Raw genomic sequence first — 15879 nt, 5'->3', positions numbered from 1 at the left:
GTGGACCTCCGGCAGCTGCGTTACTTCGTGACGGTGGCCCGGACGCGGCACTTCGGCCGGGCCGCCGAGGAGCTGCACATCGCGCAGTCGCCGCTCTCGCAGGCCATCCGGCAGCTGGAGTCGCACCTCGGGACGCCGCTGTTCGAGCGGACCACCCGGCGGGTCGACCTCACGGCCGCGGGCGAGACGCTGCTGCCGGAGGCCGTCCGGATCCTCGAGTCGGTCTCGGCCGCCCGCGACCAGGTGTCGCGGGTGGCCGCGGGCGACCTCGGGGCGCTGCGGGTCGGGGCCACCGGGCTCGCCACCTACCGCCACGTCCCCGACCTCGTCCGACGGCTCTCGGCCGCCCTGCCCGGCCTGGCGCTGAGCTTCCGCACCGAGATGCTCACGCCCGACCTCGAGGCGGCGCTGACCGACCACCGCATCGACCTCGCGGTGCTCCGGCCCCCGGTCCGCGACGAGAGCCTGCGGACCCACGTCCTGGCCCGCGAGGGCCTCGTCCTGGCCGAACCCGCCGCGTCTCCCACCCCGGGGGCGGACCCGGTCGGGCTCGCGGACCTCGCCGACGCCGACTTCGTCGTCTACGCGGCCCCGGGCTCGGTGGTCGGTGCGGCCGCCGACCGCGCCTGCCGGGCCGCCGGGTTCGTCCCCCGCCACACCCACGAGGCCACCCAGACCTCGACCGTGCTCGCCCTGGTCGCGGCCGGTCTCGGGGTCGCCCTGCTCCCGGAGTCCGTCCTCGCCGTCACCGTCGAGGGCGTGCGGTACCGACCCCTCGCCGACACCGGGGTGACCACCGACGTCGCCCTCGGCTGGCGCTCCGACGACCCCTCCCCCGCCCTCGCCCGCGCCCTCGCCGTCCTGCTCCGCCCGCCCCAGGAGACCCACCCATGAAGATCGCGACCGTCGAGGCGATCCCGCTGTCCGTCCCCTACCGCCGGCCCTTCGCCTTCGCCAGCGGCGCGGTCACCGCCGCCGACCACGTGCTCGTCCGGATCACCACCGACGACGGCCTCGTGGGCGTCGGCGAGGCCCCGCCGCGGCCCTACACCTACGGCGAGACCGCCGCCTCGGTCGTCGCGGTGGTCCGCGACCTGTTCGCCCCGGTCCTCGTCGGCGCCGACCCGTTCGCCCGCGAGCGCATCCGGGCCGACCTGCGGCGCACCGTCGCCAACAACGCGGCCAAGGGCGCCGTCGACACCGCGCTGTGGGACCTCGTCGGGCAGGCCTGCGGGCAGCCGGTGCACGTGCTGCTCGGCCACGCCGCCGACGAGATCCGGGTCGCCCACATGATCGGGCTGGGCACGCCGGGCGAAATGGTCGCCGACGCGGTGGAGATGCGCGACGAGCACGGCGTCGAGGCGTTCAAGGTCAAGGTGGGCCGCGAGCTGGGCGTCGACCTCGCCGCCGTGCGGGCGCTGCGGGCCGAGCTCGGCGACCACGTCGAGCTCTACGCCGACGCCAACCGCGGCTGGGACGCCGACACCGCCCTGATCGGAGCCCGCCGGCTCGCCGACCACGGCGTGACGATGCTCGAGGAGCCCAACCCCGCCGACGACGTCCTCGGCCGCCGCCGCATCGTCGCGACCTCCCCGATCCCGGTCGTCGGCGACGAGTCGACGATCACCCTCGGCGGTGTCGCGCGCTCCCTGCTCGACGGCGACGCCCACGCCATCAGCGTCAAGGTCGCCCGGACCGGCTTCACCGAGTCCGCGAAGATCGTCGGGCTCTGCGAGGGCCTGGGCGTCACGACGATGGTCGGCAACCAGATCGACGGCATGGTCAACACCGTCGCGTCGACGGCGCTCGGCTGCGGCCTCGCCGCCCTGGCCCGCCACCCCGTCGAGGTCACCAACTTCCTGCTCATGACCGACGACGTCCTCGCCGAGCCCCCGGTGATCACCGGCGGCCGCCTCGCCGCCCGGCAGGTCCCGGGCCTGGGCGCGACGATCGACCCCGACAAGCTCGCCCACTACCGCGTCGACCAGTAGCCCACCCCTCTCGGCAGCGAAGCGTCGTTGCTGTCATCCAGTGGCAGGAAAGCCACACCGTCGAACTGGGAGCCACCCGTGCAGTTCCTCGTCCGCATGGACGTCCGCCTGCCCCACGACATGCCGCCGGAGGTCGCCGACGACCTGCGCGCCCGGGAGCGGGAGCGGGCGCACGAGATCCAGCGGTCCGGGAAGTGGCCGGAGTTGTGGCGCGTGGTCGGGCGGTACGCGAACGTCAGCCGGTTCGACGTGGACTCCGGCGACGAGCTCCACGAGCTGCTCTCGAGCCTGCCGCTGTTCCCGTACATGGAGATCGAGGTGACCGCCCTGACGCGGCACCCCTCGAAGCTGGACGTGTGAGCGGCGCACACTGCCGGTGGCCGGAAGTCCCATGGGCACACATCGCCCGATACGGGAGGGTGTCCGAGTGCGTCTCCACGTGACCGACGAAGGGCCGCGCGACGCGCCCGCGCTCGTGCTGCTGTGCTCGCTCGGCTCCACCGTCGACATGTGGGCCCCGCAGCGGCGGGACCTGGCGGTCGAGCACCGGGTCATCACGGTCGACACCCGCGGCCACGGGGCCTCCCCCGTCCCCGACGGGCCGTACTCCGTAGCGGAGCTCGCCGACGACGTGCTGGAGACCCTCGACGGGTTCGACGTCGCCCGTGCCTCGTTCGCCGGGGTCTCCCTCGGCGGCGCGATCGGCCAGGCCATCGCCCTGGGCGCGCCCGAGCGGGTCGCGAGCCTCGCGCTGGTGTGCACCTCGGCCCGCTTCGGCGACCCGCAGCCGTGGCAGGAGCGCGCCGCCACCGTCCGCGCGGACGGGACCGGCGCGATCGCCGACGCCGTGGTGGCCCGGTGGTTCACCGAGGCCTACGCCGAGGCCGCACCCGCCGTCCGGAACGCGATGCGCGACATGATCGCCGCGACGCCGGCCGAGGGCTACGCCGCGTGCTGCGACGCGATCGCGGGCTGGGACTCCCGGTCGCGCCTCGCGGACATCGCCGCCCCGACCCTCGTGATCTCCGGGGAGCACGACCCCGCGACGCCGCCTGAGCACGGTCAGGTGCTCGCCGACGGCATCCCCGGCGCCCGCTTCGAGGTCGTGGCCGACGCGGCCCACCTGGCGTCCTACCAACGCCCCGAGATCGTCACCCCGCTGCTCGCCGAGCACGTGAAGGGCTCGAGCTGAATCGGAAGGATCTGCATGAGCGAGATCGACAAGGTGGTCGCGAGCGCCGACGAGGCGGTGGCCGACATCGCGAGCGGCTCCTCGTTGGCGGTCGGCGGCTTCGGCCTGTCCGGGGTGCCGATCGTGCTGATCGACGCCCTCAACCGCACCGACGCGACCGACCTGAAGGTCGCCTCGAACAACTGCGGCGTCGACGGCTGGGGTCTGGGCGTCCTGCTCGAGCAGCACCGCATCTCCCGGGTCGTCGCCTCCTACATCGGCGAGAACAAGGAGTTCGCGCGTCAGTACCTCGGCGGCGAGATCGAGGTCGAGCTCAACCCGCAGGGCACCCTGGCCGAGCGGCTGCGCGCCGCGGGCACCGGCGTCCCCGCCTTCTACACTCCGGCCGGCGTCGGCACGATGATCGCGGAGGGCGGCCTGCCCTGGCGCTACGACGCCGACGGGAACATCGTCCTGACCTCCCCGGCCAAGGAGGTCCGCGAGTTCGAGGTCACCGAGGCCGACGGCACCCGCCGGCGCAAGGCCCACGTGCTCGAGACCGCGCTGGACATCGACTACGGCATCGTGCGCGCCGCGAAGGGCGACCGGCACGGCAACCTCGTGTTCAACAAGTCCGCGCGCAACTTCAACCCGCTGTGCGCGATGGCCGGCCGCGTGGCGATCGCCGAGGTCGAGCAGCTCGTCGAGCCCGGCGAGATCGACCCCGACGCGGTCCACCTGCCCGGCATCTTCGTCCACCGCGTCGTCGAGCTGACCCCCGACGAGGTCGGCCGCAAGCACATCGAGAAGCGCACGACCCAGGAGACGATGAACCGATGAGCCTCACCCGTGAGCAGATGGCCGCCCGGGCGGCCCAGGAGCTCCACGACGGTTCCTACGTCAACCTCGGCATCGGCCTGCCGACCCTCGTGCCGAACTACGTGCCCGACGGCGTCGGCATCTCGCTGCACTCCGAGAACGGCCTGCTCGGCGTCGGCCCGTACCCCTACGACGCCGACGTCGACCCGGACCTCATCAACGCCGGCAAGGAGACGGTGACGACGCTGCCCGGCGCCTCGTTCTTCGACTCGGCGCTGAGCTTCGGGATGATCCGCGGCGGCAAGGTCGACACCGCCATCCTCGGCGCCATGCAGGTCTCCCAGACCGGCGACATCGCCAACTGGATGATCCCCGGCAAGATGGTCAAGGGCATGGGCGGCGCGATGGACCTCGTCCACGGCGCCAAGACCGTCATCGTGCTCATGGAGCACGTGGCGAAGGACGGCTCGCACAAGATCGTCGAGAAGTGCGACCTGCCGCTGACCGGTGAGGGCGTCGTCCAGCGCATCATCACCGACATCGCGGTCATCGACGTCACCGACTCCGGCCTCGTGCTCCGCGAGCTCGCCGAGGGCGTCACCGAGGACGAGGTCCGCGAGAAGACCGGCGCCGATCTGACGAGCGCCCTCGACTGATCGCCGTCGGGACCCCTCCCCGACCTGACGAACGGGTCGTTCGTGGCTTCTAGCGCCACGAACGACCCGTTCGTCAGGAACGGGGCGGGTCACGGCTACGCCACCCGCAGGACCACCATCCGCGCGCCCACGGCGGCGGCCCGGCGGTAGTCGACCAGGTCGGTCGACACGACCTCGACCATGGCCATCTGCGAGAGCCGGTCGACCTCGGCGCGGTAGCCGCCCGAGTCCCAGATGTCGTCGAGCACCGTCGCGACGATCGTCCCGCCCGGGCGCGTCAGCCGCACGAACTCGCCGAACGCCCCCGGCCCGACGTGGCCGTGGGTGAGGGTGCCGACGCAGACCACCACGTCGTAGGAGTCCGCCGGGCTCGGGAGCGGCCGCGACAGGTCGGCCGGGGCGAGCCGCCGGTACACGCCGGTCGTCTTGGCGCGCTCCAGCATGCCCGGGGACAGGTCGACCCCGTCGATCTGCCGGGCGCCCGCCGCGGCGAGCGCCACCCCGACGAGGCCGGTCCCGCAGCCCGCGTCGAGGATCTCGCCCTCGACCCCGGCCGCCGACACGACGGCCTGCGCGGCGAGTTCCGGGCCGACGTAGCCCTGGGCCTCGCCCGTGAGCTCCTCGTCGTAGCTCGCGGCCCACTCGTCGTAGAGGTCGCGGGCGTCGTCGGGACCGGTGAGCGTGTAGGCCCGCTGCAGCCAGACGCTGCCGGCGGTGTTGGTGTCGAGCGGATCGGGCGCGGCGGCGGCTGCGGTGTCGGCCATGCGCCCATCCTTCCCGACGGATCGTGTCCCCGTCGCTTCTGCTCGTCCCTGCCGGCACGTCACTACCCGGGGAACGTCCCCGCCCGCGGCAGCAGCGCGGGGACGCGGTAGCCGAGCTGGTCGGAGAGGAAGCCGGCGATCGGCAGGAGCTTCTCGAGGTCGAGCCCGGTCGGCACGCCCATGCGCTCGAGCAGGTAGACGAGGTCCTCCGTGGCGATGTTGCCCGTCGCGGCGGGCGCGAACGGGCAGCCGCCGATGCCGCCGTTGGACGAGTCCAGCCAGTCCACGCCCCACTCGTGCGCGGCGACGGCGTTGGCGAAGCCGGTGTTGCGGGTGTTGTGGAAGTGCGCGCGGGTGATGACGTCGGGTGCGACGGAGCGCACGCCGTCGAGCAGGGTCCGCACCTGCGTGGGCACGCCGACGCCGATGGTGTCGGCGATCGCGATCTCCTTCGCCCCGGCCGCCGCGGAGCGCCGGGCGACCTCCACCACACGGTCGGGGTCGACCTCGCCCTCGAAGGGGCAGCCGAACGCGGTGGCGATCGTGACCGTCGCGAACAGCCCGGTCGAGGCCGCCTCGGCGCAGACCTCCTCGGCCACGGCGGTGAGCGCATCGGTGGTCGAGTTCTGGTTGCGCTTCGAGAAGGTGTCGGAGGCCGGCACCACGACGTTGATCTCGTCGACGCCCGCCGAGACCGCCCGGTCGAACCCGCGCCGGTTCAGCACGAGCCCGATGTGCGACACGCCCTCGCGCGGCACGCGCTCCATCACCGCCTCCGCGTCGGCCATCGCCGGCACCAGCTTCGGGTGCACGAACGAGCACGACTCGATGCGGGTGGCGCCCGCTGCGATCGCCTGGGTGATCAGCTCGACCTTGGCGTCGGTCTCGAGCAGGGTCTTCTCGTTCTGCAGCCCGTCGCGCGGGCTGACCTCCACGATCCCGACCATGTCGCGATGTCCCTCCTGGTCCTCGGCCGACGGCTCGACCCTAACCCTGCGGGGTGGCCGGGAGATCGTCCACGAACCCCCGTCAGGAGCCTTTCCGACGCCACCCCGACATGCGATCGTCATCACACTGACGGGTCGGGACGAAGGAGTCGACGATGCGCATCCGGGACGTACTGAACGCCAAGCCGGCGGGGGTCCTGACGGTCGGACCGACCACCCCGGTGCCGAGCCTGCTCGCCGCGTTGGCCGCCCGCGGGGTGGGCGCCGCGGTGGTCGTCGACGAGGCCGGCGGCGTCGTCGGGATGGTTTCCGAGCGCGACGTCGTCCGCCACCTCCACCACCGCGGCCGGGCCGTGCTCACCGACGTCGTCGGCTCGATCATGACCGCCCCGGTGACCACCTGCGGCCCCGACGACGAGGTCGACTCGCTCGGTGCCGTCATGACCGAACGCCGTATCCGCCACCTCCCGGTCCTCGAGGACGGGACGCTGACGGGCATCGTCAGCATCGGCGACGTCGTGAAGACCCGCCTCGACATGCTCGAGGCCCACCGCCGCCAGCTCGAGGCCTACATCTCCGGCTGAGTCGGCCGGGTCGGCCGAGTCGGTCGGGCCCATTCCGTGACGCGGGCGGCGACGTCGGCCGGCGACGGGATCGCGGCGACCTCCGCCGCGAGCGCCCGGGCGGCGGCCCGCTCCGGGCCGTCGTCGAGCAGTTCCCGCACGGCCTTCCCGACGGCGGGTGGGGTCGCGTCGGGGCCGACGAGCTGGCGCCCGGCACCGGTCCGGACGACGGCCGCGGCGTTGAAGAACTGGTCGGCGCCCTGCGGCAGGAAGAGCTGCGGCATCCCCGCCCCGGAGCACGAGAGCGTGGTCCCGCTGCCGCCGTGGTGGACCACGACGGCGGGCGGGTCGTCGGAGCGCAGCAGGTCGGCCTGCGGCACGAAGGGCTCCACCTGGACGCCGTCGCGGTCGAGGTCGGCGAGCTCGCCGGCGTCGACCGAGCCGGTCGCGACGAGCACGTCGAGGTCGGGTGCCGCGAGTCCCTCGACCGCGGCGCGCAGCACGCCCGCGTCGCCGAACGCGGTGCCGAGCGTCAGCAGCACCCAGCGGGTGCCGGGCCGGCGGCGGGCGGTGAAGCCGGGCGTCGGCGGGTTCCAGCCGGTGGGCCGCAGCGGGAGCTCGGTGAGCCCGGCGAGCACGTCGGCCGTCTCCGGCTCCTGCAGCGAGGGCGGGCAGACGTCGAGGTAGGCGTGGCCGAGCGGGTCGCCGACGCGGACGTCGATGCCGACCTCCGCCGCCACGCGGGCCAGTGGCTCCCGCACCCGCACCGCGAACGGCGCCATGGGCATCGGGCGCCGGCCGAAGGAGTGCAGCACGCACGGCGTGCCGGTCGCCGCGGCCGCGAGCGCGGCACCCGGGGCGCCGGTCTCGGCGATCACCAGGTCCGCGGGGTGCTCGCCGAGGTGGTCGCGCAGCGCCGGGGCGAAGAGCCGCGGCATCGCGGCCCCGAACACCTCCCCGGCGACCTCGCGGGTGCCCTGCGTCGAGGTCGGCCGGCCGGTCAACCCGTGGGCGACCATGACCTCGCGGAAGACCTCGAACATCGGACGGCCGACGGCGAGGGTGGCGAGCCCCGTCGTCGCGATCGTCGGCTCGACGTCCGGGCCCGTGGCGACGGTGACGTCGTGGCCGGCGTCGTGCAGCGCGACCGACAGCGGGACGAGCGGGAAGGCGTGCCCGGGCGAGCCCAGGGCGGCCACGAGGATGCGCACGTCCCGACACTGTGCCGAAGATCGCCGGGGCCGGGGAGGCCCTGCCCGAAACGTCCCCGAATCACGGCACCGGCACCGGGGTAGCCGTCGGTATGAAGACGACCAGGCTCGGCAAGACGGAGCTCGAGGTGTCCCGGATCGCGTTCGGGACGTGGCAGGTGTCCGGGGAGTGGGGCTCCTACGACGCGGACCAGGCACAGCGCGCGATCCGCCACGCCCTCGATCTCGGCGTGAACTTCTTCGACACCGCGCAGGCCTACGGGTTCGGCGAGGCCGAGGAGGTGCTCGCGAACGCGCTGCGCAGCGAGCTCGACTCGAACCGCGACTCGGTCGTCATCGCCACCAAGGGCGGGATCAACCCGGGCGGCGACAAGCCCCGCGACTCCAGCCGCGAGTACCTGCGCTCCGGTGTCGAGTCGAGCCTCAAGGCGATGAAGATCGATTACATCGACCTCTACCAGATCCACTGGCCGGACAACGACACGCCGTTCGAGGACACCGCCGGCTACCTGCAGGAACTGGTCGACGAGGGCAAGATCCGCCACGTCGGCGTGTCGAACTTCGACGAGCAGCAGATGGCCGCGTTCGACCGTCGCCGGCCCGTCGAGACCCTGCAGCCGCCGTACCACCTGTTCCGCCGCGGCATCGAGGAGAAGATCCTCCCCTACGTCCGCGAGAACGACATCGGCACGCTCGTGTACTCGCCGCTCGGCTCCGGCCTGCTGACCGGCACGATGGACTCGTCGACGACGTTCGAGGACTCGGACTGGCGCTCGCAGGCCTCGGCCTTCCAGGGCGAGAAGTTCGAGAAGAACCTCGAGGTGATCGAGCGGCTCAAGTCGTTCGCCGCCGACAAGGGCATCGAGGTCTCGCAGCTCGCGATCGCGTGGGTGCTCGCGCAGGACGGCATCGACGTGGCCATCGTCGGCGCCCGCTCCGACCGCAACATCGAGCGCTCGCTCGCCGCGGTCGACGTCGAGCTCTCGGCCGAGGACGTGGCGGAGATCGAGAAGATCACCGCCGACGGCGTGCAGGTCTCCGGGGCGTCCCCCGAGGGCGTGGCCTGACGCACCACCACCGCTGCGTGAGGGGAACCTTCGAGCCACTAAGGCGCTCGAGGGTTCCCCTCACGCGTCAGGCGTCGTGACCCGGGAGCGCGAACTGGATGCGCCGGATCTCCGTCGACATCGGCGCGAACAGCTCCCGCCGGATGCGGTTGTGCTCCTCGTCGGCGTCGTAGACGCGGTAGGCCTCGTCGTCGGGGAAGTCGACGGTGAGGCAGTAGGACGCGTTGCCCTCGCGCAGCCCGCGGTCCTGCCCGGCGAGCAGGTCGAACTCGAGGCCCTCGACGCGGAGGTCGCGCAGCGCCTGCAGCGCCTCCTCGACCTGCTCGGCGGTCACGCCGTCGGACACCACACCGACCACCACGTTGCGGATCATGGTCCTCATCCTGCGACGACCGACCGGGACGCGCAGCGCTCCAGCACCGTCCCGAGCCCGCCGCGGGTGGCGACGACGAGCAGCCGGTCGCCGACCTTGAGTCCCCGGTGCGGTCGCGGCGGCATCTCCAGCACGGCGTCCGGGCCGGCCCCGCGGAAGACCCCGACCACCCGGACCTGCCCGCGCTCGACGAGGACCGCGACCGGCAGCCCCGCCATCAGCGACGCCCGTCCCACCGTCACCTCGGCCATGAGCAGGATGCGGCGGCCGACGGGGATGGTGGCGAGGACCTGACCGTCGCGCAGGGCCGCGGCGAACACCGGCGCGGCGACGTAGGAGACGCTGCGCGAGATCGCGTTCATGCTCCGCTCGACCCGCGCGGCGAGGTCGTCGTCGCGCAGCCGCAGCACCACGCGGACCGCCCGCTGCACCCCGCGGGCCACCAGCGCGGCCTGCAGGTTGGTGGCGTCGTCGCTCGTCACGGCCACCAGCGCCCGGGCGTCCTGGGCCCCGGCCTCCCGCAGCACCCGCTCCCGGGTGGCGTCGCCGAACACCACCGGCACGCCCGCCCGGGCCGCGGCGGCCGCCCCGGCGGTGCCCTCCTCCCGCTCCACCCCGACGACGGGCACCCCGCGCTCGCGCAGCGTCGTGACGATCCGCTGGCCCACGTTCCCCAGCCCCACGACCACCACGTGGTCGCGCCGCGGCATCCGCCGGACCCGGCCACCGGTGGTCCGCGCGCTCACGGCGCTCTCGACCACCACCGCCGTCACGAGCGGGATGATCGCGATCCCGACGACGGTGACGAAGGCCTGGATGACGCGGACGGCGAGGCTGGCCGACGTGTCGGGCTGCGCCGCCCCCGCCGAGTCGAGCACCGCGAGGTAGATCGCGTCGCCGAGGGAGTAGCCGCCCGCCGTCGCGAAGGCGATGGTGCCGGCGACGAAGAGCAGGATCAGGGCGAGCGTGGCCCGTGCCAGTCGCCGGGTGAGGGTGCCGCGGACCCGCAGGGCGGCCCGGTCGAGCGCGTTGCGGACCCACTCGGTGCGGGGTCGGTGGAGCTGGTCGGTGACCCGGGCGCGGGACTCGGCGAGCGCCAGGACGGAGTCGGCGGGGTCGGCCCGCTCACCGGTCCCGTCCGGCAGCAGCCTCGGTCCGCCCGCGGCGCCGGTCTGCGAGTTGGCGGCCAGCCCGCAGACCACCGCCGCGTCGCGGACCTCGCGCCGCCCGGCCACCACGAAGGTCCGGTCGGCCACGCGCACGTGCTGCCGGGTGTTCCGCCCGATCGCCTGCGCCACGAACGAGGGCGCGGCGGTCTCGGAGACCGACAGCACCGTCGCCGTCGGGAGGATGCCCTCGATGCGGGCGCCGAGGCGGGTGTTGAACAGGCGCACCACGAGGCGGACGGCGGGGTCGATCTCCTGCACCCGCAGCGCCCGGTGGATGTTGGTGACGTCCTCGCGGTCGACCAGCGCGACCGCCGTCGCGCCGCGGACGCCCGCCGCGAGCAGCGTGCGGTCGTCGTCGGAGTGGCCGCCCTCGACCACGCGGACCCCGGGGGCGGCCGCGATGGCGTCCACGTACCGGCCGCTGCGGTCGGCGACCACGACGACGATCTCGGTGCCGTCACCCCGCTGCCGGCGCAGCGCCTCCACGATCCGGAGGGTGAGCAGGTTCTCCCCGCAGATGACGAAGCGTTCCGTCCGTGTGCCGGGCCGCGTTCGCCCGGACGGTGCCGCCCCCGCCATCGTCACGAGCGGTGACACTAACGGCGGGTGACCCCGTTCGTGGCCTCGTCGAGGGTCGCGGCGGCCGTGACGTCGAGGGACGTCGTGACGTGCCGGTCGCGGGGGACGGCCACCCGGGTGTCCGCGGTCCGGCCCCGCAGCCGTTCCGCGCCGATGACGAGCCACCGCCGCGCCTCGTCGCGGTCGGCCCGTTCCAGCGCGGCACCCGACGCGGCGACGCCCCGCCAGGCCGCGTCGCCGCTCTCGCCCCAGCGGCGGCTGCGCTTGGCGAGGTCGCACAGCCGCGCCGCCTCGTTCACCGGGTCGCCGATCACGGTGTACTCGTAGCGGCGGGCGTCCCCGACGTGCCCCGCCACCGCCTCCCCGGCCGACACCCCGATCCCGGCGTGCGCGCCGCGGCGCTCCAGCCGGTCGGCCAGCTCGCGGGCGGTCGCGAGGGCCCGGGTCGCCGGGCCGTCGACGTGCTGCGGGGCGCCGAACACGGCGAGCGCGGCGTCGCCCTCGAACTTGTTGACCCAGCCGCCGTGGCGTTCCACCGCATCGACCACCTCGGTGAAGAACACGTTGAGCCGGGCGACGACCTCCGTCGGCGGCCGGGTCGCGGCCAGGGCGGTGGACCCGACGAGGTCGACGAAGAGCACCGCGACCTCGCGGACCTCCCCACCGAGCTCGACGTCGCCCGCCAGCGCGGCCTCGGCCACGGCCTCGCCGACCTGTCGGCCGAACAGCTCGCGCACCCGGTCCCGCTCGCGCAGGCCCGCGACCATCGTGTTGAAGCCCGACTGCAGCAGTCCCAGCTCGGTGGTGTCGGAGACCCGCACCCGGGTCGCGAGGTCGCCCTGCTCGACCCGCCGCAGCGCGCGACGCACCGCGGTCACCGACGCCACGATCGAGGTCGACGACAGGACGGTCACGAGGAAGCCGACGGAGAGCGAGACCAGCGCCAGCACGAGGACGACCAGACCGAGGCGTTGCACCGTGAAGTAGTCGGCGTAGATCAGCGAGGTGCCGGCCGTGAGCACGACACCGAGCAACGGCACCCCCGTGCCCATCACCCACGCCCCGAGCGAGCGCACCGCCACCCCGGGCAGGCCCTTCTCGGTCGGCGGCTCCTGGACGAACACCCGAGCGACCTCGCGCCGCATGACCAGCTCGGAGAAGCGGTAGGCCACGGTCACGGTCGCGATGCCGCCGAGCGCGATCATGCAGGCCACGGCACCCGCGAGGGTCCGGGACCAGGAGGCGTCGACGACCGCGAACAGCGCCACGCCGATCGTCCACGGCACGGCCTGCACCACGGCGAGCCGCACCGGCGCCCGGAGCACCACGCGCCGCGCCCGCTGCCGGTGGCACGCCAGCTCCGCCGCGGTGGGCGCCGGGCCCGGTGGTTCCGGCACCCGCAGCCAGGCCCAGCCGAACGCGAAGGCGGCGAGACCGGCCAGCGGGGCGTAGCCGCCGAGGAGCAGGAGGTTGGTGCGCAGGGCGGCCGTCTCGTCGCTCACGAGGGCCCGGAAGGGCAGGACCCACGCGCCCAGACCGACGAGGATGGCGGCGCCGACCACGTTGGACACGACGATCAGAGCACCGACCAGCACCTTGGTCGACAGCGCGACCTGGTGCGGGGTCTCCGACGTCTCGTCCGGCATATCACCGAACGTAGTAACACCGAGGGCCGTTCGGGGGCGATCTGTGTCCGGATCGACCCGACGGGGTCAGGCCTGGGCGGCGATGTCCTGGCCGGTCCCGACGCCCGAGCGGGTCGCCGCGGGCTCGCAGGGGTCGTGCGCCGCGAGGCGGTCGGCGGGCGCGGAGTACTCGGTCTCCTCGTGCCGGCCGCGCAGCTGACGCAGACCCACGACCTGCCAGTGGGCGCGCTCCTCGTCGTCCGCCCGGGCCAGGGCCGCCCCGGACGCGGCGACACAGCCGGGCACGGTCTTGGCCAGGTCGGTGAGCCGGGCGGCCTCGTTCACGGGGTCGCCGATGACGGTGTACTCGTAGCGGCGGGCGTCGCCGATGTTGCCCGCGACCGCGGGCCCCGCCGACACCCCGATGCCCGCCGACACCCCGTCCAGCGTGTCCAGCCGCGCGGCGAGGTGCCGGGCCGCGGCGAGCGCGCAGCCCGCCGGGTCGTCGAGGTCGCCGGGCGTACCGAACACCGCGAGCGCGGCGTCGCCCTCGAACTTGTTGATCCAGCCGCGGTGGGCCTCGACGACGTCGACCACCTCGGCGAAGAACCTGTTGAGCAGCTCGACGACCTCCGTCGGCGGGCGATCGACGGCCATGCGGGTCGACCCGACGAGGTCGACGAAGAGCACCGCGACCTCCCGCACCTCCCCGCCGAGCTCGAGCTCGCCGTCCATCGCCGCCCGGGCGACGTCCTCCCCAACGTGCCGGCCGAACAGCGCGCGGATCCGGTCGCGCTCGCGCAGCCCCCCGGCCATCGTGTTGAACCCGGCCTGCAACAGGCCGAGCTCGGTGGCGTCCGTGACGGGGACGGTCACGTCGAGGTCGCCACCCTCCACCCGGCCCAGGGCACGGCGGACCGCGACCACCGGCCCGGCGATCGAGGCGGCCGTCAGGGCGTTGAGCCCGAACCCGACGACCAGCGCGATGAGCGAGAGCACGAGCACGGCGAGACCGAGCGCGCGCACGGTGTACTGCTCGGGGACGAGCAGGCTCGTGGCCGCGACGAGCGCGACGCCGAGCACCGGGACCCCGGTGCCCAGCACCCACCCGCCGACCGAGCGCACGCCGACCCCGGAGAGCCGGTAGCCGCTGGGCGGCTCGTGGGCGAGCACCCGGGCGACCTCACGACGCAGGGCGAGCTCGGAGAGCCGGTACGCCACCGCGACCGTGGCGAGGCCGCCGAGGGCGACGACGCACGCCACGACGAGCGCGAGCCGCAGCGACCACATCGCGTTCATCCCCGCGAACAGCGGGACCGCGAGCAGCCAGGGCACCGCCTGCACGACGGCGAGCCGGGTCGGGACCCGCAGCACGACCCGCCGGGTGGCGCGGCGGTGCCGGATCCACCCGGTCGGGGACGCCCCGCCGTCGGGAGGGCGCGGGACGCGGCTCCAGGAGACGCCCCACACCACCCCCACGGCCACGGCGACCGCGAGGTAGGCCGCGAAGAGCATCACGTTGGCGGTGACGGCGCCCGCCACGTCCGTGACGAGCGAGCGCGTCGGCAGCACCCACCCTGCGAGGGCGAGCACCACCGCCGCTCCCACGACGTTGGCGACCACGACGAACACACCGAGGACGACCTTGGTGCGTCGTTGCAGGTCGCGGTGTGCCGGGCCGGGCCCGGCGGTACTCACGTCCGGGTGCTCACGTCTGGCTGGCCGGCGAGACCGAGGTCGGGTGACCGGGCGTCGACGACGGCGCCGGCGCGACCGAGGAGTTCTCCGCGCCGCCGGGCGAGACCTTGCCACGCTGGCGCGGGAGCCCGGCCTCGAGCCGCCTCTGGTTGGCCTCGCGCAGCTTCTTCGCCGGCAGCGAGAGCCGCCAGATCGAGCGGGTGGCCTGCCAGAACTGCTTCGGGAACGAGCCGGTGGTGTAGGGCAGCTCGTACTTCTCGCACAGCGCCGTCACCCGCTCGGCGATCTCCGGGTAGCGGTTCGAGGGCAGGTCGGGGAAGAGGTGGTGCTCGATCTGGTAGCCGAGCGAGCCCGACATGATGTGCATGAGCCGGTTGCCGGTGAAGTTGGCCGAGCCGAGCAGCTGGCGCAGGTACCACTCGCCCTGCGTCTCGTTCTCCAGCTCCTCCTCGGTGAACACCTCGGCACCGTCGGGGAAGTGGCCGCAGAAGATGATCGCGTAGGACCACACGTTGCGGATGATGTTCGCGGCGAAGTTCGCGGACGCCGTGGAGGCGAAGTTCGGCCCCGTCAGCGCCGGGAAGAGCACGTAGTCCTTGCCGGCCTGGCGGGCCTGCTTGCGCAGGATGGCCAGGAACTTCTGCTTGAACTCCTCGGGGTCCTCGATCCGCTGCTTGACGAGGCCGTCGATGTCGAGGTCGTGCAGCGAGACGCCGTACTCGAAGAACGTCATGAGCAGCGCGTTCACCACGGGCTGCGTCAGGTAGTACGGGTGCCACGGCTGGTCGGAGCGGACGCGGAGGATCTCGTACCCCACGTCCTTGTCCTTGCCGATGACGTTCGTGTACGTGTGGTGCAGGTAGTTGTGGGAGTGCTTCCACTGGTCGGCGGGGCAGACGTTGTCCCACTCCCACGTCGACGAGTGGATCTCCGGATCGTTCATCCAGTCCCACTCGCCGTGCATGACGTTGTGGCCGATCTCCATGTTCTCGAGAATCTTGGCCACGCCGAGGGTGAGCGCACCGGCCCACCACAGCTCACGGCGGTTGCTGCCGAACATCATCACGCGCGCCGCGACGTTCAGCCGGCGCTGCACGGTGATCAGGCGCCGGATGTAGGCGGCGTCCTTGTCGCCGCGCGACTCCTCGATGTCGGCACGAATCTGGTCGAACTCCCGACCCAACGCCTCGACGTCGGCCTCGGTGAGGTGCGCGAACTCCTTGACGTCCCGGATGGCCACGACGGT

At 73.6% G+C, this 15879-nt stretch carries 16 protein-coding genes; 8 read left to right on the top strand and 8 right to left on the bottom strand.

All coding sequences use genetic code 11. The features are described from left to right. The 6 genes from A3CO_RS0114540 (at position 1) to A3CO_RS0114515 (ending at position 4637) form a co-directional block, all read left to right on the top strand. Positions 1–894 (top strand): LysR family transcriptional regulator, encoded by an 894-nt coding sequence (locus tag A3CO_RS0114540; protein WP_018332975.1) that lies wholly within the window; start codon positions 1–3, stop codon positions 892–894. Further along, positions 891–1991, top strand: coding sequence for a mandelate racemase/muconate lactonizing enzyme family protein (locus A3CO_RS0114535; protein WP_018332974.1), 1101 nt, complete (start codon positions 891–893; stop codon positions 1989–1991). Before A3CO_RS0114540 ends, A3CO_RS0114535 begins: the two co-directional genes overlap by 4 nt. A 78-nt stretch (positions 1992–2069) precedes the next feature. Further along, positions 2070–2351, top strand: coding sequence for a muconolactone Delta-isomerase (gene catC, locus A3CO_RS0114530; RefSeq protein WP_018332973.1), 282 nt, complete (start codon positions 2070–2072; stop codon positions 2349–2351). A gap of 67 nt (positions 2352–2418) precedes the next feature. Then, positions 2419–3183, top strand: a complete 765-nt coding sequence (pcaD, locus tag A3CO_RS0114525; RefSeq protein WP_018332972.1) for a 3-oxoadipate enol-lactonase — start codon at positions 2419–2421, stop codon at positions 3181–3183. 15 nt (positions 3184–3198) lie between these two features. Further along, positions 3199–4002: a CoA transferase subunit A gene (locus A3CO_RS0114520; protein WP_018332971.1), complete on the top strand. Its 804-nt coding sequence runs from the start codon at positions 3199–3201 to the stop codon at positions 4000–4002. Continuing rightward, entirely contained in the window at positions 3999–4637 is a 639-nt protein-coding gene (locus tag A3CO_RS0114515; protein ID WP_018332970.1) for a CoA transferase subunit B, read from the top strand. The genes A3CO_RS0114520 and A3CO_RS0114515 overlap by 4 nt, the downstream gene beginning before the upstream one ends. Before the next feature lie 95 nt (positions 4638–4732). On the opposite strand, the gene A3CO_RS0114510 is transcribed toward A3CO_RS0114515, so the two are convergent. Both A3CO_RS0114510 and A3CO_RS0114505 read right to left on the bottom strand, forming a co-directional pair. Next, a complete protein-coding gene (locus tag A3CO_RS0114510) occupies positions 4733–5401 on the bottom strand; it encodes a class I SAM-dependent DNA methyltransferase (protein ID WP_018332969.1) in 669 nt (222 codons plus the stop codon). Between the two features lie 62 nt (positions 5402–5463). Next, positions 5464–6348, bottom strand: a complete 885-nt coding sequence (locus A3CO_RS0114505; protein WP_018332968.1) for a hydroxymethylglutaryl-CoA lyase — start codon at positions 6346–6348, stop codon at positions 5464–5466. A 155-nt stretch (positions 6349–6503) separates the two neighbouring features. Between A3CO_RS0114505 and A3CO_RS0114500 the strand changes: the two genes are divergently transcribed. Continuing rightward, a complete protein-coding gene (locus tag A3CO_RS0114500; protein ID WP_018332967.1) occupies positions 6504–6932 on the top strand; it encodes a CBS domain-containing protein in 429 nt (142 codons plus the stop codon). Here the strand turns inward: A3CO_RS0114500 and A3CO_RS32295 are convergent. Beyond that, positions 6917–8122 (bottom strand): glycosyltransferase, encoded by a 1206-nt coding sequence (locus A3CO_RS32295; protein WP_018332966.1) that lies wholly within the window; start codon positions 8120–8122, stop codon positions 6917–6919. The two genes, A3CO_RS0114500 and A3CO_RS32295, sit on opposite strands and share 16 nt — an antisense overlap. A gap of 92 nt (positions 8123–8214) precedes the next feature. On the opposite strand from A3CO_RS32295, the gene A3CO_RS0114490 reads away from it, so the two are divergent. Beyond that, positions 8215–9189, top strand: coding sequence for an aldo/keto reductase (locus tag A3CO_RS0114490; protein WP_033414476.1), 975 nt, complete (start codon positions 8215–8217; stop codon positions 9187–9189). 67 nt (positions 9190–9256) lie between these two features. On the opposite strand, the gene A3CO_RS0114485 is transcribed toward A3CO_RS0114490, so the two are convergent. The 5 genes from A3CO_RS0114485 to A3CO_RS32280 form a co-directional block, all read right to left on the bottom strand. Then, positions 9257–9562 carry an antibiotic biosynthesis monooxygenase family protein gene (locus tag A3CO_RS0114485; protein ID WP_018332964.1) on the bottom strand — a complete coding sequence of 102 codons (306 nt, stop codon included), beginning with the start codon at positions 9560–9562 and terminating at the stop codon, positions 9257–9259. Between the two features lie 5 nt (positions 9563–9567). Beyond that, positions 9568–11310 carry an NAD-binding protein gene (locus A3CO_RS32290; protein ID WP_281167690.1) on the bottom strand — a complete coding sequence of 581 codons (1743 nt, stop codon included), beginning with the start codon at positions 11308–11310 and terminating at the stop codon, positions 9568–9570. 17 nt (positions 11311–11327) lie between these two features. Next, a complete protein-coding gene (locus tag A3CO_RS0114475) occupies positions 11328–12956 on the bottom strand; it encodes an adenylate/guanylate cyclase domain-containing protein (protein WP_018332962.1) in 1629 nt (542 codons plus the stop codon). 66 nt (positions 12957–13022) lie between these two features. Continuing rightward, the gene (locus A3CO_RS32285; protein ID WP_245561505.1) at positions 13023–14633 is read right to left on the bottom strand and encodes an adenylate/guanylate cyclase domain-containing protein; all 1611 of its coding nucleotides are present in this window, start codon (positions 14631–14633) and stop codon (positions 13023–13025) included. 10 nt (positions 14634–14643) lie between these two features. Then, positions 14644–15873: a fatty acid desaturase family protein gene (locus A3CO_RS32280; RefSeq protein WP_018332960.1), complete on the bottom strand. Its 1230-nt coding sequence runs from the start codon at positions 15871–15873 to the stop codon at positions 14644–14646. Positions 15874–15879: the final 6 nt, after the last annotated feature.

The organism is Actinomycetospora chiangmaiensis DSM 45062 (assembly GCF_000379625.1).
Lineage (GTDB): Bacteria > Actinomycetota > Actinomycetes > Mycobacteriales > Pseudonocardiaceae > Actinomycetospora > Actinomycetospora chiangmaiensis.
The sequence above is the reverse complement of the archived record's forward strand: the minus strand, read 5'-3'. Positions and strand labels throughout refer to the sequence as shown.

Excerpts from the sequence above, each read along its gene's own strand:
- A3CO_RS0114535 (WP_018332974.1), top strand. The coding sequence starts at position 891 with ATGAAGATCGCGACCGTCGAGGCGATCCCGCTGTCCGTCCCCTACCGC.
- A3CO_RS0114520 (WP_018332971.1), top strand. The coding sequence starts at position 3,199 with ATGAGCGAGATCGACAAGGTGGTCGCGAGCGCCGACGAGGCGGTGGCC.
- A3CO_RS0114515 (WP_018332970.1), top strand. The coding sequence starts at position 3,999 with ATGAGCCTCACCCGTGAGCAGATGGCCGCCCGGGCGGCCCAGGAGCTC.
- A3CO_RS0114510 (WP_018332969.1), bottom strand. The coding sequence starts at position 5,401 with ATGGCCGACACCGCAGCCGCCGCCGCGCCCGATCCGCTCGACACCAAC.
- A3CO_RS0114505 (WP_018332968.1), bottom strand. The coding sequence starts at position 6,348 with ATGGTCGGGATCGTGGAGGTCAGCCCGCGCGACGGGCTGCAGAACGAG.
- A3CO_RS0114500 (WP_018332967.1), top strand. The coding sequence starts at position 6,504 with ATGCGCATCCGGGACGTACTGAACGCCAAGCCGGCGGGGGTCCTGACG.
- A3CO_RS0114490 (WP_033414476.1), top strand. The coding sequence starts at position 8,215 with ATGAAGACGACCAGGCTCGGCAAGACGGAGCTCGAGGTGTCCCGGATC.
- A3CO_RS0114485 (WP_018332964.1), bottom strand. The coding sequence starts at position 9,562 with ATGATCCGCAACGTGGTGGTCGGTGTGGTGTCCGACGGCGTGACCGCC.
- A3CO_RS32290 (WP_281167690.1), bottom strand. The coding sequence starts at position 11,310 with ATGGCGGGGGCGGCACCGTCCGGGCGAACGCGGCCCGGCACACGGACG.
- A3CO_RS0114475 (WP_018332962.1), bottom strand. The coding sequence starts at position 12,956 with ATGCCGGACGAGACGTCGGAGACCCCGCACCAGGTCGCGCTGTCGACC.